Consider the following 19486-nt stretch of genomic DNA (forward strand, 5'->3'; position numbering starts at 1 on the left):
GAGCTCGGTCGGCCGGACGGAACGGCGGGTTACCGGCGCTCAGCCGAAGTTCACGTCGCTGCACCACATGTAGGCCTGGTCGAGGTGCGAGGCCTGCCAGATCACGAACAGGATGTGGTGTCCGGTGTAGCCGGAGGTCTGGACGGGGAACGTGATGTCCTGCGCCGGGGCGAAGCGGCCGGTCTGCGTGATGAAGTCGAGGTTGCCCCAGCCCAGGGTCTGGGTCTTGGGGTCGAAGCCCTGCTTGCTCACGTAGACCTTGAAGTAGTCGGCACCGTGGGACGCCTGGTCGTACAGGTGGACCGAGAAGTTGTTGCCGACGGTGGTGGTCTTCCACTGCCCGGGCCTGTTCAGGCTGTTGTTCCTCGAGAGGTTGTTGCTGCAGAGCGTCCCGTCGGGGGTCCGCGCCTCGAACTGGCCACCGAGGCCGTCGCGGAGCGCACTCATCCAGTTCCACATGGTGTCTGGGTTGGCCTGGAAGGCCTGCCAACACATGGGGTCTTCGGTCTGCATGGCCGGGTCCATGTGGTGGCTGCCCCACGTCTTCCAGCACTGGTACGCGCGGGAGGCGGGGTCGACGATGGTGCCGTGAGCCTGGGCGGGGGCCGACCAGGTGAGTGCGCCGACAACCACGGCGAAGAGCATGACGAGCGCCTGGAGAGGCCGGCGGAGGAACGACCGCGAACGCCCGGTTAACGGACTCTGGTTGCGCATGTGGGGGGACTCCTTCCAGTTTGCAAGGCTGTCATGGGAGCGCTCCCAACGGTAGGTATTCTGAGTGAGATGTCAATGAAACGAACGGAGTTGATTACAGAGGTGGACGGCGAGCAGGGAACTGGTGTGCCCGCCGTTCCTGTGTCAGGAGGACATGTGCAACGTGGCGAAGTCTGGTGGGTGGAGTTCGACGAGCGGCGGCCGGTCGTGCTGCTGTCGGGAGACGACGCGTCCGGGATCCGGGTGATGCAGGTCGTCGCTCCAGCGGGTGTCGACATCACCGGTCTGGGCGTCGAAGTGGCAGTAGGCGCCGTGGACGGACTGCCCTTTGAAGGCGTGCTTCGGTTCGCGTTCCCGCGTCCGGGCTTCACCCCTTGCACGTGGCTGACCACCGTGTCCCGGGACGACCCCCGCAACGAAACATCACCTGGCAGCCCGAACCCGCCTCCACACCCCCGGCGCCACACTGATGACCAAGGTCAACGCAACCGCCGCCACCACACCCTCCCAAGGCTCCTTGAACAGCGACCCACCCAGAATCCCGATCAACTGATACGTCACCGCCCACGCCAGGCACGCCGGAAAGTTCCCGCGAGCAAACCGCCGCATCGGCCACTTCGCCACCAGGCAAGCCAACATCACCGGGATACGCCCCGCTGGCATCAACCGCGACAGCACAAGCACCGCGACCCCATGCTCAGCCAGCCGCTCCTGCGCCTGCGCAAGCCGTTCCTCCGGCGCACGCGAGCGAATCGCCTCCAACCACCGCGACCCGTTCTTCGACCTCATCCCCCGCCGCCCCAGCCAGTACAGGGCGATGTCCCCGAGAAACGCGGCCAGCGACGCCGTGACGAACACCAGCGCCAACGCGAACGGGGCCGTCTGATGAAACGCCACCACAGCCGCCGAACTCACCAACGCCCCCGTCGGCACAACCGGCACCAACGCCCCGATCAGCACCAGCAGAAACAGCGACGGATACCCGATCGCCTGCTGCGTGGACTCCGCCGGCGGAGGCGTCGCCGCCGCGGCGAGCCACATCACCGCGCCACCTTCAGCCGCACACTCTCGCCGTGTCCGAGCAGATGCACCGCCACCTCGGGCGCGACGCCGGCGGCCAACCGCACGAACTCCGAGCCCGGCGCGTGGAATTCATGCGGGCGCACCGCGTCCATCCCGATCGGCCAGTACGTTCCGTAGTGCACCGGCACCGCACTGCGCGGCGCCAGCCGGACCAGCGCCTCAGCCGCCCGCCCCGCGTCCAGATGCCCCTCACCGAGATACGGCCCCCAGCCACCCACCGGCAGCAGCGCCACGTCGACCGGCCCGACCTCCTCGGCCATCGAGTCGAACAGCCCCGTGTCCCCGGCGAAGTACGTACGCGCCTCGCCCTCGACGACATAGCCGAGCGCGGGGGAGCGGTGCGGCCCGACCGGCAGCCGCCGCCCGTCGTGCCACGCGGACACGGCCCGTACGACCAGGCCGCCGATCACCGTCTCGTCGCCGGGCGCCACTTCACGGACCTCCAGATGCGCGAGCCGGCGCAGTCCCGGCACCGCCCTGGACGCGCCCCGGGGCAGGAGCAGTCGGGTGCCGGGGGCGAGCGAGGCGAGCGAGGGAACGTGCAGGTGGTCGGCGTGCAGATGGGAGACGAGCGCCACGTCCGCGTGCCGGGCCCGCGGCGGCGGCACCGCACCCCGGCGACGGCGCAGATGTGCGAGCCGGCGTGCGAACAGGGGATCGGTGAGCACGCGTACGCCCGAGTCCGCGACCGTGCAGGTGGCGTGACCCCACCAGGTGATCTCCACCGGCACCTCTTTGCCTCCTTCGCGCGACTCCCCCGAAGCCTACGACCAGGAGTAGTCTCGGCGCCTGAAAGCCGGAGGTGAGGGGGACGCCATGGGACCGGTACGGGTCACCACCATCGCGAGTCTGACGCCGCTGGAAGAGCTGGACGACGACCCCTTCCTGGTGGACTCCCGCAGCCAGCACGCCATGTGCGCCCGCTGGGCGGCGGAGCGGGGCTACACCGTCAGCCGCGAACTGCTGGTCCGTGGACTGCGCCCCGACCACTGCGTGCTCTGGGACGGCGTCCGCCCCGGCATCGACCTCTTCGTCGCCCCCAGCCGCCGGGTCCTGGAGAGCGCCCTCTCCTCCGTCGACGAGTTCACCGCCGAGTGCGCCCGGCGCGGGGTGAGGGTGGAGACGGTAGGAGTAGCGGAGCCTGCCTACGACTCCCAGATGAAGGCCAGAGTCCACCGACGCCTCTCAATGCCAACAGCAGGCTACGACGGCCGCTGAACGCCCGGGCCTACCCGCGACGGATCGACAACGCCGTTAAGGGGCGCGGGGAACTGCGCGACCAGCCACGACGGACCCGCAGACGACCGACAACGCCCCCTCGCCCGAAACCCGGTATGCCACGCTGGAAGCGTGCATCGTGGGCGTTGGCGGCGGGTCATCAGTCAGAGCGGCCGGAGTATCGCCGTATGGGCGGTCTCCACGGTCACCATGCTCGTACTCGCCGGCCTCCTCCCCGACTTCCAGCTGCGGTCCGCCGACGGTGACAGCGCCACCGACATAGCGGTGACCGCCGCGTTCGGCGCCGGCGCCTTCGGCGTGCTGTCGGCCGTGGTGTGGCCGCTGCTCGTCCGGCTCCTGCTGCTGGTGCCCGCGCTGGTCCTGGGCCTGCTGGTGTTCTTCCTCAACGGGGGGCTGCTGCTGGTGGCACTGCGCCTCAACCCCACCGAGCGCGGCGCCGTCGCCTGGGAGACCGGCGTCGTGGTCGCCGCCGTGATGTCCGCCGTCGCCTCCGCCACCGGCGGTGCCCTGGCCGTGCGCGACGACGACGCGTACCGGCGCCGCCTGTACCGTCTCGCCGACCGCCGCCGAGGCTCCGGGCCGCCCTGCCCCGCCACCCACGGCACCGTCTTCCTGCAACTCGACGGCGTCGGCCACGACGTCCTGCTGGACGCGGTCGGCAAGGGCCTCATGCCGACCGTCGCCCGCTGGCTGGGCACCGGCGACCGGGCCAGACCCACCCACCGGCTCACCCCGTGGCGCACCGACTGGTCCAGCCAGACCGGCGCCAGCCAGCTCGGCATCCTGCACGGCAGCAACTACGACATCCCCGCCTTCCGCTGGTACGAGAAGGACCGCCGGGAGGTGATGGTGAGCAACCGCCCGACCAGCGCCGCCGAACTCCAGCGCCGCGCCGTCGAGCGCACCGGCGACGCCGGACTGCTCTCCGCCGACGGCGCCAGCCGCGGCAACCTGTTCAGCGGAGGCGCCGACGAACAGGCCCTCGTGCTGTCCATCGCCACCAGGCGGCGAGGCCGGGAGAACCGCTCCCGGGCGGGCTACTTCGCCTACTTCTCCGACCCGGCGAACGCCGTGCGCACCGCGCTGTCCTTCGTCGCCGAGGTCGGCCGCGAGATCGGCCAGTCCACCCGGGCCCGCTTCCGCAAGGTCCGCCCGCGCGTCAAACGCGGCGGCCTCTACCCCTTCATCCGCGCCTTCGCGACCGTCGTCGAACGGGACGTCGTGGTCGCCGCGGTGATGGGCGACATGCTCGCCGGGCGCACCGCCGTCTACGCGGACCTGGTGGCGTACGACGAAGTGGCGCACCACTCCGGGCCGATGAGCCGCGACGCCGAGAAGGTCCTCGAACGTCTCGACCGGGCGCTCGCGCTGATCGAGAAGGTCGCCGAGCACGCACCGAGGCCGTACAGGATCGTCGTGCTGTCGGACCACGGGCAGAGCCCCGGCGAGACCTTCCGGGCCCGCTACGGCCTCTCTCTCGGCGACCTGGTGCGGGCCGGCTGCGGGCTGCCCGTGCCGCGCAAGGCGCAGCGCACCCACAGCGGCGCCGAGGCCCGCGCCGCGGTACGTGCCGCGCTGCGCCGGCCGGTCGAGGAGGGTGGCGAGCAGTACCGTCCGTCGCGCCGCTCGGAGCCGCTGGTGCTGGCCTCCGGCAATCTCGGCCTCGTCTCCTTCCCGGACGTCCCGCACCGGATGAGCAAGGAGGAGATCGACGCCCGCCACCCCGCCCTGCTGACCACGCTCGCCAACCACCCCGGCATCGGCTTCGTCCTGGTCCGCAGCGAACAGCACGGCGGCGTCGTACTCGGTCCGTACGGCACCGAGATCCCGCTGGACCGACTCGACGAGGACCCGGGCCCCCTCAAGGACTTCGGCCCGGGCGCCGCGGACGCGGTCCGCCGCACCCACTCCTTCCCGCACGCCGCCGACATCATGGTCAACTCCTGGTACGACCCCGCCGACGGCGAAGTCCTCGCCTTCGAGGAGCAGATCGGCTCACACGGCGGCCTCGGCGGCGCCCAGGCGAAGGCTTTTCTATTGTCGCCCGTCGCCCTGTCCGCCCCCGTCGACGGCGCGGGGGACCTCGCCGGCGCCGAGCACATCCACCACGTCCTGCGCCGCTGGCTGCGCGAGTCGGGCGGGCCACAGGTACCGCTGGAGACGGAGCAGGAGGAGCGGGCCGCCTGAAAACCGGGTGCGCCAAAACGGTCGTACGCACACACTGTTCACAGTCGAACCTGCTCGAACAGACTTGAGGAGCCACCTGCTTTGCAGGCTGCCGTCACCGTTACCCCTGCCCGTATCCCGGAACTTCTGCTCGGTCTCGCGACCGTCCGCCCGGTCTTCCTCTGGGGCGCCCCCGGCATCGGAAAGTCCTCCCTGGTAAGGGAGTTCGCCGAATCCCTGGGACTCGAGTGCGTCAGTCTGCTCGGCACCCAGCTCGCCCCCGAGGACCTCATCGGCGTGCCGCAGATCCGTGACGGGCGGTCGGTGTTCTGCCCGCCGGAGGCGATCGCCCGCGACGAGCCGTACTGCCTGTTCCTGGACGAGCTGAACGCGGCGACGCCCGATGTGCAGAAGGCGTTCTACTCGCTGATCCTGGACCGCCGTATCGGCAACTACGAGCTGCCGAAGGGCTCGATCGTCATCGGCGCCGGAAACCGCGCCACGGACAACGCGCTGGCCCGCCCGATCGCCTCCGCCCTGATCAACCGCCTCGCCCACGTCCACCTGGAGGCCTCCGCGAAGGACTGGCTCGCCTGGGCCGCGGGCAACGGCATCCACCCCTGGATCCTGGACCACCTCACGGACCGGCCCGACCACCTGTGGTCCAAGCCGCCCAAGACCGAGGAGCCGTTCTCCACGCCCCGGTCCTGGCACATGCTCTCCGACGCGATGCACTCCTTCGGCGCGGAACTCGACGAGGAGACCCTGAAGATCGTCGCGCACGGCACGCTGACGCCCGCGCACGCCGTGGCCTTCTGCGGCTACGTCAAGATCGTGCGCAGCCAGTACGGCATCGAGGCGATCATCAAGGGCGACGCACGCTGGCCGCACCGGATGCAGGACCGCGACCTGCTCTACTACCTCGCCGAGTCGTTCCGCGGGCGGCTGGTCAAGGAGCTGCCGGCCAGCAAGGAGCACCTGTCGGCGAGCGGGCAGCAGATGGCGTACCGCGCCAAGTCGCTGCTCGTGCAGCTCGCCGAGATCTCGGTGGAGGTCGCGCAGAGCGTCATCGCCCCGGACACCGACGGCAACCCCCTCCTGCCGGCCTGGTTCCTGGTCGAGGCGGCCCGCGACATGCCCCGCCTGGTGGAGGCGCGGCAGTGAGCGGAACGTGCGGCGTCAGGGGGCGAGAGACGGGTGGCCGCGGGGTGGGCCGGCCCTGTGCCGCGTCGCCGCGTAAGCAGCCGTCGCGCAAGCAGCAGCTGCGCGAGGAGCCGCTGCGGAAGGGACCGCCGCGGTGAGCCGTACCCGCGGTGCCAAGCAGGCCAAGAAGGACCTCGCGGCCGAGGCGTTCGCGGAGGGCATGCGGCTGGTGCGGGCCAATCGGGCGCTGGCCGCGGTCGGGTTCAGTACCTGCCGCAAGGAGGACTGCCCGCTCTCGCCCGCCTCCGGGCTCGTCCGTGTCGACTCCGACGGCATCCTGCACGCCCACCCCACCCGCCGCGCCGACCCCGCCGACTGGGCCTGGGCGATCGCTCACGGCATCATCCACCTCGGTTTCGGCCACGTCCCGGCGAAGGAGGGCCGCCGTACCCAGCCTGACCGGTACGACCTCGCCGCTCGCTGTGCCGTCGTCAACCGTTTCCTGCTCGGCTTCTCCATCGGCCGCACCCCCGACGCCCTGCCGCCCGCCTACCCCGACGGCGACGAGGAGCAGCTCGCCGCCCGCTGGCGCCGCGACGGCATCCCGGGCGCTTACGAGCACTGCGGCACCGCCGGCGGCGACCCGGACCAGCTCCTGGTGCCGTGGGACACCTGGATGGGCGGCACTCCGAAGAACTGGCAGCTGGACTTCGCGCACGCCCTCACCCGCACCGTGGCCACCGCCATGGACGTGGCCGGCGGCCGCCGCGACTCGATGCGCGGCGGCCCCACCCGGCTCCAGCCCTGGGAGCGGGCCCTGAGCTGGTTCGTCTCCTCCTACCCGCTGCTCGGCGGCATCGCGGCAGGGATCACCCTGGTCGCCGACGCCGAACTCGCCCGCGCCCACGGCATCTCCGTCGCCGCCGTCGACGCGGAGGCGGCCGAGATCTACATCAATCCCCTGCGCGAACTCGACGACGAGGAATGGCGGTTCGTCCTCGCCCACGAGATGCTGCACGCCGCCCTGCGCCACGGCGACCGCTGCGGCCCCCGCGACCCGTATCTGTTCAACGTCGCCTGCGACTACGTCATCAACGGCTGGCTGACCGAGATGCAGATCGGCACCATGCCCGACGGACTGCTCCACGACCCCGGCCTCAAGGGCCTCTCCGCCGAGGAGGTCTACGACCGTATCGCCGGCGACCTGCGCCGGATGCGCCGTCTGTCCACCCTGCGCGGCAAGGGCGTGGGCGACATCCTCGGCGGACCGCTCGGCAGCCCGCGCGACTACGTCGACCTGGACGAGTTCTACCGCCGGGGCCTGTGCCAGGGCCTCGACCTGCACCAGCAGCAGGAGCGCGGCTTCCTGCCCGGCGGCCTGGTCGAGGAGATCCGCGCACTGAGCCATCCGCCGCTGCCCTGGGACGCCCAACTGGCCCGCTGGTTCGACGAGTTCGTGCCACGCCCGGAGCCGGTACGGTCGTACGCCCGCCCCTCGCGCCGCCAGTCCTCCACGCCCGACATCCCGCGCGCGGGCCGCTACTTCCCGCCCGAGGAGATCGCCCGCTGCACCTTCGGTGTCGTCCTCGACACCTCCGGCTCCATGGACCGCACGCTGCTCGGCAAGGCGCTCGGTGCCATCGCCTCGTACGCCGAGGCCCGCGACGTACCGGCCGCACGCGTCGTCTTCTGCGACGCGGCCCCGCACGACGCCGGATTCCTGCCGGTCACCGAGATCGCCGGACGCGTGCGGGTGCGCGGCCGCGGCGGTACGGTCCTCCAGCCCGGCATCGACCTGCTGCACCGTGCGGACGACTTTCCGCCGGGCGCCCCCATGCTGGTGATCACGGACGGCGACTGCGACACGCTCCGGGTGCGGCGCGAGCACGCCTATCTGATTCCCCAGGGCGCCCGACTGCCGTTCACCGCACGTGGGCCGGTGTTTCGCGTGCGGTGAGCCGGAATGTGATCGGATGGGGGCCAGGTAACCCCACAACGGGACCACACGTGAAAGGAAGAACCGTGGCAACCACGCGCTCTGCACACACCGTCTGGGAAGGCGACCTTCTTGAGGGCAATGGGGTCGTCACCTTCGACTCCTCTGGTGCCATCGGCCAGCAGCCGGTCACGTGGGCTTCGCGCGCCCAGGACGCGAACGGCAAGACCAGCCCCGAGGAGCTGATCGCCGCCGCCCACTCCAGCTGCTTCTCCATGGCCTTCTCGAACATGCTCGCCAAGGCCGGTACGCCGCCGACCAAGCTCGTCACCTCGGCGGACGTGACCTTCCAGCCGGGTGAGGGGATCACCGGGATCCACCTCACCGTCGAGGGCACGGTTCCGGGCATCGACAACGACACGTTCGTCGCCACGGCGGAGGAGGCGAAGGTGGGGTGCCCGGTGAGTCAGGCGCTCACGGGGACGACGATTACGCTGACGGCCAAGCTCGCCTGACGGTCGCCTGGGGGGCGGGGACGGTTCGTTGTCGGCTGCGGCGCCGTCGTGGCTGGTCGCGCAGTTCCCCGCGCCCCTGAGCGGCGTTGCTGTGCCCCTCTCTGGGTACCCGTCCCATTGACAACAGCGCACTCAAGTTTTGTGCTGGAGTTCGGGAGCGGCCCTGGCGGAAGGGGACAGCGATGGCACGTGCGGTCGGAATCGATCTCGGGACCACGAACTCGGTGGTCGCCGTCCTGGAGGGCGGCGAACCCAGCGTCGTCGCCAATGCGGAGGGGGCCAGGACCACACCGTCGGTCGTGGCCTTCGCGAAGAACGGCGAGGTGCTCGTCGGTGAGGTGGCCAAACGGCAGGCCGTGACGAACGTGGAGCGCACCGCTCGCTCCGTGAAACGGCACATGGGCGACGGGAGCTGGCGGTTCCCGGACCAGGGCGACATCGACGGCACCCGCTACCGGGCCCAGGAGCTGTCCGCCCGTGTCCTGCAGAAGCTGAAGCGGGACGCGGAGTCCTATCTCGGCGAGGACGTCACCGACGCGGTGATCACCGTACCGGCGTACTTCGACGACGCCCAGCGGCAGGCGACCAAGGAGGCCGGGGAGATCGCGGGCCTGAAGGTGCTGCGGATCATCAACGAGCCGACGGCCGCCGCGCTCGCCTACGGCCTCGACCGCGGCGAGGAGCAGACCGTGCTGGTCTTCGACCTCGGCGGCGGCACCTTCGACGTGTCGCTGCTGGAGATCGGCGACGGCGTCATCGAGGTCAAGGCGACCAACGGTGACACGCACCTCGGCGGCGACGACTGGGACCAGCGGGTCGTGGAGTACCTGGTCAAGCGGTTCAAGGGGTCGTACGGCATCGACCTCGGCAACGACAAGATGGCGCTGCAGCGGCTGCGCGAGGGTGCCGAGAAGGCCAAGATCGAGCTGTCGTCGTCCACCGAGACCACGATCAACCTCCCCTACATCACCGCCTCCGCCGAGGGGCCGCTCCACCTCGACGAGAAGCTGACCCGCGCCCAGTTCCAGGAGCTGACCGCCGATCTCCTCGACCGCTGCAAGACCCCCTTCCACCAGGCGGTCAAGGACGCCGGCATCAAGCTCTCCGCGGTCGACCATGTGATCCTCGTCGGCGGCTCGACCCGGATGCCCGCGGTCACCGAACTGGTCAAGGAACTCACCGGCAAGGACCCGCACAAGGGCGTCAACCCGGACGAGGTCGTCGCGGTCGGCGCCGCCCTCCAGGCCGGTGTCATCCGCGGCGACGTCAAGGACGTCCTGCTGCTCGACGTCACCCCGCTGTCCCTGGGCATCGAGACCAAGGGCGGCATCATGACCAAGCTCATCGAGCGCAACACGACCATCCCGACCCGGCGTTCGGAGATCTTCACCACCGCCACCGACAACCAGCCCTCGGTCGGCATCCAGGTCTACCAGGGCGAACGCGAGATCGCCGCCTACAACAAGAAGCTCGGCGTCTTCGACCTCACCGGACTGCCGCCCGCGCCGCGCGGGGTCCCGCAGATCGAGGTCGCGTTCGACATCGACGCCAACGGGATCATGCACGTCTCCGCCAAGGACCTCGCCACCGGCCGCGAGCAGAAGATGACCGTCACCGGCGGCTCGGCCCTCCCCAAGGACGACATCGACCGCATGATGCGGGAGGCCGAGCAGTACGCGGAGGAGGACCGCAACCGCCGCGAGGCCGCGGAGACCCGCAACCAGGCCGAGCAACTCGTCTACCAGACCGAGAAGTTCCTGCGGGAGAACGAGGACAAGGTCCCCGCCGACACGAAGTCGGAGGTCGAGTCCGCGATCGCCGAACTCAAGGAACTCCTCGAGCGCGACGCCGAGACCAGCGAACTGCGCACCGGCGTCGAGAAGCTCGCCTCCGTCAGCCAGAAGATGGGCCAGGCGATGTACGCCCAGGCCCAGCAGACACCGACGGAGGACGCCGGGCAGCAGACCTCGCCGCAGGACGAGGAGGGTGTGGTGGACGCGGAGATCGTCGACGACGAACGGGACCAGAAGGGTGGCGCGGCGTAAGCGTTCCGCGGAAGGCCGTCGATCGTCTGCGGCGCCGTTGTGGCTGGTCGCGCAGTTCCCCGCGCCCCTTCGGGGCGCTCAGTCCAGGGTCGCGCACACCGCGTCCAGCACGCACGCGTACGGGGTGCCGAAGTCGGTGAGGCGGGAGCGGAGTTGTTCCAGGCCGGCGTGGTGGTGGGTGAGGAGGTCGGTGTTGCCGGTGCGGGAGGCGAACTCCAGGACCGCGGGCAGGAAGTCCGGCAGTTCCTCGCCGGTGAACTCCAGGCCGTGGGCGCGGTAGAGCTCCTTGAAGCGGGGCAGGGACATGCCCCGGCGCCGGGTGTCGCCGTCGTGCCACCAGCTCAGGTACAGGCTGTGGCGGTCGTCGAAGTCGAAGACCTGGACGTAGTGCGCGGCCAGCTGCTGTGGGTCGGTCACCGCCGCGTGGTCGGTGAACTCCCGCAGCTGCGGGGCGGCTTCGCGCAGCAGCGGCAGCCGGGCGCGGAACTCGTCGTCGGGATAGGTGAGACAGAGCGCCGCCGCCTGGTAGAGCACCTCGAACGTGGGCATCAGGTCTCCTCCTCCTTTTCCACGGACACGAGCGGCAGATGGATACGGCCCCCGGAGTCCCGGCCGAAGGGCCCGTCGCCGCCCATGCCGGGGCCGCCCTCGTGGTCGAGGCTGCACCCGCCCGGGAGCGCCGACTCCTCCAGCCGCCGCGCGTCGCCGATCCCCGCCGTCGGGATCACATACCGGTCCTCGTGCTCGGCGATCGCCAGCAGCCGGTACAGCTCCTCGATCTCGTCGGCCCGCATGCCGACGGCGCGCGCGACCGACGGATCGGGCTCCTCGCCGAGGTTGATGGCGCGCATGTGGGAGCGCATCGCGGCGAGCTTCTCCAACGACGCCCGGACCGGCGCGACATCGCCCGCGGTGAAGAGCTCCGCCAGATACTCCAGGGGGATGCGCAGGGTGTCGATCGCGCCGAACAGGTTCCGCGCGTCCTCGCCGTCGTGCCCGGTCTCCGTCAGCGCCTCGACGACCGGCGACAGCGGCGGGATGTACCAGACCATCGGCATGGTGCGGTACTCGGGATGCAGCGGCAGCGCCACCCGGTACCTGCTGATCAGCGCGTGCACGGGCGACCGCCGGGCCGCCTCCACCCAGTCGTACGGGATCCCCGCCCCCGCACAGGCCCGCCGCACCCCCGGATCCTCCGGGTCGAGAAAGACACCCAACTGCGCCGCGTACAGCTCCTGTTCATCGGGCACGGAAGCCGCGGCCGTCACCCTGTCCGCGTCGTACAGCACCACCCCGAGATAGCGCAGCCGCCCCACGCACGTCTCCGAGCAGACCGTCGGCAGCCCCACCTCGAGGCGCGGAGCGCACAGCGTGCACTTCTCGGCCTTGCCGGTGCGTTGGTTGAAGTAGACCTTCTTGTACGGGCATCCCGTCACGCACATCCGCCGGCCCCGGCAGCGGTCCTGGTCGACGAGGACGATGCCGTCCTGAGCCCGCTTGTACATCGCGCCGGACGGACAGGCGGCCACACAGGACGGGTTGAGGCAGTGCTCGCAGATGCGCGGCAGATAGAACATGAAGGTCTGCTCGAACTCGAACCGCACCTTGTCGGCGGCCTGTTGGCGGACCCGCTCGACCATCGGGTCGTTCTCGTAGTCGTAGGTCCAGGGCTCGTCGTAGTCCTTGATCTCCGGGAGTCTCGGCTGGGAGAGGCTGGCCGCGAGCCTCTTGAAACGGCCGCCCGCCTTCAGTTTCAGCGCACCGCGCCGGTTCAGCCGCCAGCCGCCCTGCCACGTCTCCTGGTCCTCGTAGCGGCGCGGGTAGCCCTGGCCGGGGCGGGTCTCGACGTTGTTGAACCAGATGTGCTCCATGCCCTGGCGGTCGGTCCACGCCTGTTTGCAGGCCACCGAGCAGGTGTGGCAGCCGATGCACTTGTCGAGGTTCATCACCATCGCGATCTGGGCCATGGGGCGCATCAGGACTCGACCCCCTGGCTGCGGCGGCGGAGCACCGTCACCTCGTCGCGCCGGCTGCCCGTGGGGCCCAGGTGGTCGAACGCCCAGGAGAGCTGGGCGTAGCCGCCGACCAGGTGGGACGGCTTGAGGAGCAGCCGGGTCGTCGTCTCCGTCTTCGGTACGCGCACCGTGCGTTCCTGCGCGTGATGCATGTAGACGGTGCCGTACGGGATGCGGTGAGAGACGACGGCGCGGGCGACGACCACGCCGTCGCTGTCGACCGTCTCGATCCAGTCGTCGTCCTTGACGCCGATCGCGTCCGCGTCCTGCGGGGACATCCAGATGTGCCGGTCGCCGTGGGAGAGCGCCAGCATGAAGAGGTGGTCCTGGTACTCGGAGTGGAGGGACCACTTGTCGTGCGGGGTGAGGTAACGGACCGTCACTTCGCGTTGGCCGTCCGGCCCGACGCGGGGTTCGCCGATGAGCCGGTTCAAGTCCAGGGGCGGCCGGTACACCGGGAGCGCCTCGCCCAGCTCGTGGATCCAGTCGTGGTCCAGGAAGAAGTGCTGGCGCCCGGTGAGCGTGTGCCAGGGCTTGAGGTGCTCGGTGTGCTTGGCGGGCAGGCCCGGTTGCTCAACGAGCGGACCGAGGGCGGTGAACTTCTCGCCGATCGCCGTGTAGTCACGCTCCACCACGGTCAGGTGGGGCATCGTCCTCCCGGGCACGGGGTCGCACTCCCCGCGCTTCCAGTCCCTCACCACCCCGCCCGGCTGGGCGATCTCGCCCGGCGTGTCGTGCTGGAGCGGCGACGCGACCAGGTCCTTGCGCACTCCGAGATGGCCGACGGCCAGCTCGCTGACCCTCTCGGCCAGTGCCTTGAACGTGTCGAAGTCCTTCTCGTGCCAGGTCGCGGCCGGTAGGACGACGTCCGACAGCGGCGTCGACGAGGTCTGCCAGGAGTCCAGTGACAGCAGCAGATCGAGCTTGCCCTCGGGTGCCTCGTGCCGCCAGGTCACATCCTGGGGGCGTTCGCCGGGCTCGGCCTCCCGCGCGCTCAGCGACGACTGCGTGCCCAGCAGATGCTTGGTGAAGTACGCGGCGCCCGTCGCCGACATGCCCGGCGGATCGGTCCGCCACAGCGTCAGCACGCGTGGCCAGGCCTCCGGCGCGTCCGGGTCCTCGCAAGCGAACTTCAGGGTCCCGGCGCGCAGTTCGGCCACCACCCGCGACACCGGATCGCCGAACGCCCCGCCCAGCTCCAGCGGATTGCGGTCGAAGGTCGGATACGACGGCATCCACCCCGAACGCGCCGCCAGGGCAAGGCAGTCCGCGCCGGTCAGCCCCGCGAACCGGCCCTCACCCAGCGGCGAGGCGAGCACGTCGGCGGTGAACCGGTCGTAGCGCCACTGGTCGGTGTGGAGGAACCAGTACGCGGTGCCGCTCATCTGACGCGGCGGACGCGACCAGTCGGAGGCGGCGGCCGGCGTCGCGCAGCCGGTCACCGGACGGCACTTCTCCTGGCCCGCGTAGTGCGCCCAGCCGCCGCCGCCCCGGCCCTGGCAGCCGGTGATCTTGAGCAGGGCGAGGAACGCGCGGTGGATGGTCTCGGAGTGGAACCAGTGGTTCGTCCCCGCGCCCGTCAGGATCATGCAGCGGCCCTTGGACCGCTCGGCCGTCCGCGCGAACTCCCGGGCGATCTTCACGCACTTGGCCGCCGGGACGGATGTGTGCGCCTCCTGCCAGGCGGGCGTGCAGGGCGTGCCGGCGTCCTTGTAGGAGGCGGGCCAGCGGCCGGGCAGGCCGTGGCGGAAGATGCCGTACTGGGCGAGAAGCAGGTCGAAGACCGTGGTGACCAGGTGGCCTTCAGCGCCGCCGAGCCGGCTCGCCGGGACTCCCCGCCGCAGGACGTCCCCGCGCCCCCGATCGTCGTCGCCCTCCGTGTCGAAGCGCGGGAGCAGCACCGCCACGCCTCCGGCCGCCTGATGGCCGTACAGGCTCAACTGCGGCTCGATCGCGCCGAGTTCGAGGTTCCAACGGCCCTTGCCCGAGTCGGTCCAGCGGAAGCCGAGCGAGCCGTTCGGGACGACGGCCCGCCCGCTCGCCGCGTCCAGCACGACCGTCTTCCACTGCGCACCCTCGCCCTCGTGCCCCAGATCGGTGGCGCGCAGGAACTTCCCGGGGACGTAGGCGCCGTCCCGTTCGGTCAGGGTCACCAGGAAGGGCAGGTCCGTGAACTTCCGTACGTAGTCCGCGAAGAACGGCGTCTCGCGGTCGACGAAGAACTCCCTGAGGATGACATGGGCCATCGCGAGCGCGAGGGCGCCGTCCGTGCCGGGGTGCGGATGCAGCCACTCGTCGGCGAACCTCGCGTCGTCCGCGTTGTTCGCGTCGTCGGGGGCGACGGCCACGACCTTCTGGCCGCGGTAGCGGGCCTCCGCCATCCGGTGCGCGTCGGGCGTGCGGGTCACCGGGACGTCGGAGCCCCACATCATCAGATACGCGGCGTCCCACCAGTCGCCCGACTCCGGTACGTCCGTCCGGTCGCCGAAGACCTGCGGCGAGGCGTTGGGCACGTCCGCGTACGACAGCATCGGTGCGCCGATCAGCGCGTGGAAGCGGGCGCCCGCCGCGTGCGACACCATCGACATCGCCGGGTCGGGCGAGAAGCCGGCGATGCGGTCGGGGCCGTACGCCTTGATGGTGTGGACATGCGCGGCGGCGACGATCTCGACCGCCTCGTCCCAGCCGGCGCGGACCAGGCCGCCCTTGCCGCGGGCCCGCTGGTAGCGGCGGCGGCGCGATGGGTCCCGCTGGATGTCGGCCCAGGCGAGGACGGGGTCCCGCAGGCGTTCCTTCGCCTCCCGGTACATCCGCAGGAGCACAGCGCGGACGTATGGGTAGCGCACACGGGTGGGGGAGTAGGTGGACCGGGAGAAGGCGGCACCCCGCGGGCAGCCGCAGGGCTCGACGGCGTCCGCATCCCGGTCGCCGGTCGGGCCGACGCCGTCCGGATCGGGGGAGGGCGTGCCGGAGCGGAAGAACCGGCCGGTGCGCAGCAGGAACGCGGCCGGCTCGGCGGGCGGCATCTGCGTGTCGGTCACATGCGCTCCCTTGCTTGCCCCGCCATCAAACCTAGGGGCGAGCAGGGGAGCGCACCTGTTCACGGCGCCCGTACGGGTCAGGCCTTACGGGCGACTCCCGCGTACACCGGCACGATGCCCTCGGCCTGGACCGCCACGTCCTCCGGCTCCGGCCGCCAGCCCGTCACCGGGATCACACCGGGGCCCAGCAGCTCCAGGCCGTCGAAGAAGCGCGAGAACTCGGCGAGCGAACGGGGGAAGAACGGGGTGCCGCTGCGCCGGAAGTTCTCCGCCGCCTTCCCGATCGCCTCCGGGCTGAGGTCGGGGGTCACCTGGGACAGGACCAGGTAGCTGCCCGGGGCCAGCGCGGCGACGTACTTCCGCAGCAGGCCGTACACGTCGTCGCCGTCGGGGTCGTCGCCCAGGTAGTGCGTCAGCGCGACCAGCGACAGCGCCACCGGCGCACCGAGGTCCAGGGACTCCCCGGCCCGGCTCAGCAGGGTGTCGATGTCACGGACGTCGGCGTGCACGTACTCGGTCGCGCCCTGGGCCGAGCCGTGCAGCAGGGCCTCCGCGTGCCGCAGAACGATCGGGTCGTTGTCGGCGTACACCACCTTCGACTCCGGCGCGACCTGCTGGGCCACCTGGTGCAGATTGGGCTCGGTGGGGATGCCCGTGCCGATGTCCAGGAACTGGCGGATCCCCGCCTGCGCCACCGTCCGCGTCGCCCGGTGCATGAAGCGGCGGTTGGCGCGCGCCCCGCGCAGCACAGTGTTGTCGACGGCCAGGATCCTGCGGGCCAGCTCCTCGTCCACCGGGTAGTTGTCCTTGCCGCCCAGCCACCAGTCGTAGACCCGGGCGGGATGCGGACGGCTGGTGTCGATGCGGGCGAACTCGGCCTCGGAACCGGTCATGCGGTGTCTACTCCTACGACTTCGGGTCGGGGGTGGCTCAGCAGTGCCCGCGGTGGTCCCGCAGGATCTTCTTGGTCTGCTCGGCGGACGCGGCACGCGCCGTCATGTGGTCCAGCACCTCCAGGTGCGTGGAGACCTCCGTGCGGGAGTCGAGATACAGCGCGCCGGTCAGATACTCGGTGAAGACCATGTCGGGAAGCTCGGGCTCGCCGAACCGGAACAGCGTGAACGGCGCGTACGTCCCCGGGTGCGGGCCCGCCCTGAACTCGGCGACCTGGAGGGTGACGTGGTCGCGCTCGGCGAACTCCAGCAGCTTGTCGATCTGCTCGCGCAGCACGGAGCCGTCGTCGCTCACGGGACGGAGCAGGACCGTTTCGTCCATGATCACCCAGAGGTGGGGGTGGTCGTCGCGCTCCAGGAGCTGCTGCCGGGCCATGCGCAGCGACACATGCCGCTCGATGGCCTCAGGACCGGTCTGCCCGATCGTCCCGGCCTCCAGCACGGCCCGCGCATACGCCTCCGTCTGCAGCAGACCGGGCACGAAGTGCGGCTCGTAGGAGCGGATGATCCCGGCGGCGCCCTCCAGGCTCACATACATGCTGAACCAGTCCGGCAGCACATCGTGGAACCGCTGCCACCAGCCCGGCTGGTTGGCCTCCTCGGCGAGCGAGACGAACGCCGCAGCCTCCTCCTCGGACACGCCATACGTCTCCAGCAGCAGCTGGACGTACGGGATCTTCAGCGCGACATCGGCCATCTCCATGCGCCGCACGGTCGCGGGAGCCACCCGCAGGACCTTCGCGGCCTCCTCGCGCTTGAGGCCGGCCGCCTCGCGCAGCTCCTGCAGCCGCTTGCCGAGGACCACCTGACCGACGGTGGGCGCGGGTCGCCGCTCGCTCACGCCACGCCTCCCCTACGTGCCGAAGTTCGGGAGCAGTGTGTCATGTTCGGGCGGGTGTCGGACAGAAACGGTGGTGAGTCGTACCACGCCTCATTACCTCGCGGGTAATCGACCGCGCCGGGCGCGCGAAGGATCGTAGGGGCACCGGGTTCCGGGCCGGCGCACTCCGCTCCGGAATCCGGGTCCCGCTGCCGCACCTCGATGGAGGGTGATTCGTCATGTCCGCGACCCAGCTCGCCACGCTCGCCCGGACTTCCGACCCGCACGCCATGCTGCGTCGCTTCCTCGCCCTCGACGCGGTGGTCACCGGCGCGAACGGCCTCGCCTACCTCGCCGCCTCGGGGCCGCTCGGCAGCTTCCTCGGGGTCGACGCCACGCTGCTGCTCGGACTCGGCGTGCTGCTCGCGGTGTACGGGGCCGCCGTCGGTTTCCTCGCCACCCGCGCCCATCCGGCGGCGCTGCCCGTCAGGGCCGTGATCGAGGTCAACCTCGCCTGGGCGGCGCTGAGTCTCGCCGCCCTGGGCCTGTGGCTGTCGCCGACCACGGCGGGCGCGGTGTGGACGGTGCTTCAGGCGATCTCCGTCGCCGGGTTCGGGCTGGTCCAGTACATGGCGCTGAGGGCGCGTCAGGGCATCCGCAGCTCCTGAGTCGGTGGGTGCGGGCCCGGCCGGCCCGCACCCACCGTCGTTCACGGGGTGTAGACGGTCGGCCTGGGGGCCGTCGCCATGCCGCCGCCGATGTGGAAGCTCGGGTGCGGGGGCTGGTTGTAAGCCGTGTTCTGCCAGGCCAGGGCGGTGCGGTACATCGTGTCATGGAGCAGGGTGGTGATCTTCGTGCCGGTCTCGTGCGGAGTGGAGTAGATCCGCAGGGCCGTGTTGTTCGACGTCGGCCAGACGACCTCCTCGCGCCAGTCACCGAAGATGTCCCCGGACAACGACGGGGTGGCCTTGGTGCCGTTGTTGGAGTGGACCGAGGCGCCGGTCAGCAGCCGCGTGTCGGACGACGTGCCGTACTTGTCGATGCGGGTGCCGTCGAGGAGTTCGCGGATGGTGTCGCCGTCCCACCAGTTCACGAAGTTGATGCTGGACGGCTCGCGACCCAGCGAGGCTCCGGTCGGGGAGCGCAGGGTGGTGTCGGAGGCGGACCAGGACTCGGCGCCCGCGGACCCCGCGTGGATGTCGGCGGACACCCCGCGCCCGTTGTCGGCACCGGAGGCCGTCTGCCACAGGAGCGCACCTGTGCGGGCGTCGGCCATCCAGGAGCCGGGCTTGGAAGTGTCCTCCGATACCTTGAAGTACTCCAGGCCCGAGCGGGCGGGGTTGAGGTCGCCCACATGTCCCGCGTCGCCGTGGCCCAGCTTCGTCGTCCACAGCCCATGGCCGTTGTCGTCCACGGTCATGGCGCCGTACACGATCTCGTCCTTGCCGTCGGCGTCCACGTCCGCGATGGACAGACTGTGGTTGCCCTGACCGTCGTACCCCTTCCCCGCGTTGGTGGAGGAGTTGGTGTCGAACGTCCAGCGGGGGGGGGAGGTGCCGCCCCGCCAGTCCGGGGGGGGGGGCCGGGGGGCGGGGGGGGGGCGGCGGGGCGGGGCGGGCGGGGGGGGGGGGGGGGGCCGGGGGGGGGGCGGGGGGGGGGGGGCGGGGGGGCGCGCGGGGGGGGGGGGGGCGGGGGCGGGGGCGGCGGTGGGGGGGGGGGGGGGGCGGGGGCGGGGGGGGGGGGCGGGCGGGGGGTGGGGGGGGGGGGGGGGCGGGGGGTGGGGGGCGGGGGGGGGGGGGGGGGGGCGCGGTGGGGG

At 71.1% G+C, this 19486-nt stretch carries 15 protein-coding genes and 2 pseudogenes; 8 read left to right on the forward strand and 9 right to left on the reverse strand.

Annotated features, from left to right (window positions below):
• Positions 1–39: 39 nt before the first annotated feature.
• Positions 40–645 carry a lytic polysaccharide monooxygenase gene (locus KCH48_RS10075; protein WP_210572273.1) on the reverse strand — a complete coding sequence of 202 codons (606 nt, stop codon included), beginning with the start codon at positions 643–645 and terminating at the stop codon, positions 40–42.
• Between the two features lie 225 nt (positions 646–870).
• Here KCH48_RS10075 and KCH48_RS42150 point away from each other — a divergent pair.
• Positions 871–1122: pseudogene (locus tag KCH48_RS42150) on the forward strand (type II toxin-antitoxin system PemK/MazF family toxin); the annotation flags it as partial.
• Positions 1123–1137: 15 nt separating this feature from the next.
• Here the strand turns inward: KCH48_RS42150 and KCH48_RS10080 are convergent.
• Both KCH48_RS10080 and KCH48_RS10085 read right to left on the reverse strand, forming a co-directional pair.
• Complete coding sequence (locus tag KCH48_RS10080) at positions 1138–1755, reverse strand: DedA family protein (RefSeq protein WP_210572274.1); 618 nt, start codon at positions 1753–1755, stop codon at positions 1138–1140.
• Positions 1755–2528: an MBL fold metallo-hydrolase gene (locus KCH48_RS10085; protein ID WP_210572181.1), complete on the reverse strand. Its 774-nt coding sequence runs from the start codon at positions 2526–2528 to the stop codon at positions 1755–1757. Before KCH48_RS10085 ends, KCH48_RS10080 begins: the two co-directional genes overlap by 1 nt.
• An 85-nt stretch (positions 2529–2613) precedes the next feature.
• On the opposite strand from KCH48_RS10085, the gene KCH48_RS10090 reads away from it, so the two are divergent.
• From KCH48_RS10090 to dnaK, 6 genes are all read left to right on the forward strand, one after another.
• Entirely contained in the window at positions 2614–3015 is a 402-nt protein-coding gene (locus tag KCH48_RS10090; RefSeq protein WP_210572182.1) for a hypothetical protein, read from the forward strand.
• Between the two features lie 132 nt (positions 3016–3147).
• Positions 3148–5223 (forward strand): alkaline phosphatase family protein, encoded by a 2076-nt coding sequence (locus KCH48_RS10095; protein WP_210572183.1) that lies wholly within the window; start codon positions 3148–3150, stop codon positions 5221–5223.
• Positions 5224–5304: 81 nt separating this feature from the next.
• Complete coding sequence (locus tag KCH48_RS10100; RefSeq protein WP_210572185.1) at positions 5305–6366, forward strand: ATP-binding protein; 1062 nt, start codon at positions 5305–5307, stop codon at positions 6364–6366.
• Between the two features lie 133 nt (positions 6367–6499).
• Positions 6500–8302: a hypothetical protein gene (locus KCH48_RS10105; protein WP_210572186.1), complete on the forward strand. Its 1803-nt coding sequence runs from the start codon at positions 6500–6502 to the stop codon at positions 8300–8302.
• Between the two features lie 65 nt (positions 8303–8367).
• Positions 8368–8796 carry an OsmC family protein gene (locus tag KCH48_RS10110; protein WP_210572193.1) on the forward strand — a complete coding sequence of 143 codons (429 nt, stop codon included), beginning with the start codon at positions 8368–8370 and terminating at the stop codon, positions 8794–8796.
• A gap of 182 nt (positions 8797–8978) precedes the next feature.
• Complete coding sequence (dnaK, locus tag KCH48_RS10115) at positions 8979–10841, forward strand: molecular chaperone DnaK (RefSeq protein WP_210572199.1); 1863 nt, start codon at positions 8979–8981, stop codon at positions 10839–10841.
• 78 nt (positions 10842–10919) lie between these two features.
• Here dnaK and narJ read toward each other — a convergent pair whose 3' ends face one another.
• The 5 genes from narJ to KCH48_RS10140 form a co-directional block, all read right to left on the reverse strand.
• Positions 10920–11390, reverse strand: coding sequence for a nitrate reductase molybdenum cofactor assembly chaperone (gene narJ, locus KCH48_RS10120; RefSeq protein ID WP_210572201.1), 471 nt, complete (start codon positions 11388–11390; stop codon positions 10920–10922).
• Entirely contained in the window at positions 11390–12817 is a 1428-nt protein-coding gene (locus KCH48_RS10125; protein WP_210572203.1) for a nitrate reductase subunit beta, read from the reverse strand. Before KCH48_RS10125 ends, narJ begins: the two co-directional genes overlap by 1 nt.
• On the reverse strand, positions 12817–15897 hold the full coding sequence (locus KCH48_RS10130; RefSeq protein WP_210572205.1) for a molybdopterin-dependent oxidoreductase: 3081 nt from the start codon (positions 15895–15897) through the stop codon (positions 12817–12819). The genes KCH48_RS10125 and KCH48_RS10130 overlap by 1 nt, the downstream gene beginning before the upstream one ends.
• A gap of 77 nt (positions 15898–15974) precedes the next feature.
• On the reverse strand, positions 15975–16790 hold the full coding sequence (locus KCH48_RS10135) for an SAM-dependent methyltransferase (protein WP_210572207.1): 816 nt from the start codon (positions 16788–16790) through the stop codon (positions 15975–15977).
• 37 nt (positions 16791–16827) lie between these two features.
• Positions 16828–17691 (reverse strand): helix-turn-helix transcriptional regulator, encoded by an 864-nt coding sequence (locus KCH48_RS10140; protein ID WP_210572209.1) that lies wholly within the window; start codon positions 17689–17691, stop codon positions 16828–16830.
• 218 nt (positions 17692–17909) lie between these two features.
• Here KCH48_RS10140 and KCH48_RS10145 point away from each other — a divergent pair, with 218 nt between their 5' ends.
• Entirely contained in the window at positions 17910–18338 is a 429-nt protein-coding gene (locus KCH48_RS10145; RefSeq protein ID WP_210572215.1) for a hypothetical protein, read from the forward strand.
• Positions 18339–18379: 41 nt separating this feature from the next.
• On the opposite strand, the pseudogene KCH48_RS10150 reads toward KCH48_RS10145, so the two are convergent.
• Positions 18380–19240, reverse strand: a pseudogene (locus KCH48_RS10150) (rhamnogalacturonan lyase); the annotation flags it as partial.
• Positions 19241–19486 lie beyond the last annotated feature (246 nt).

It is taken from the genome of Streptomyces sp. GESEQ-4, assembly GCF_017948455.1.
Lineage (GTDB): Bacteria > Actinomycetota > Actinomycetes > Streptomycetales > Streptomycetaceae > Streptomyces.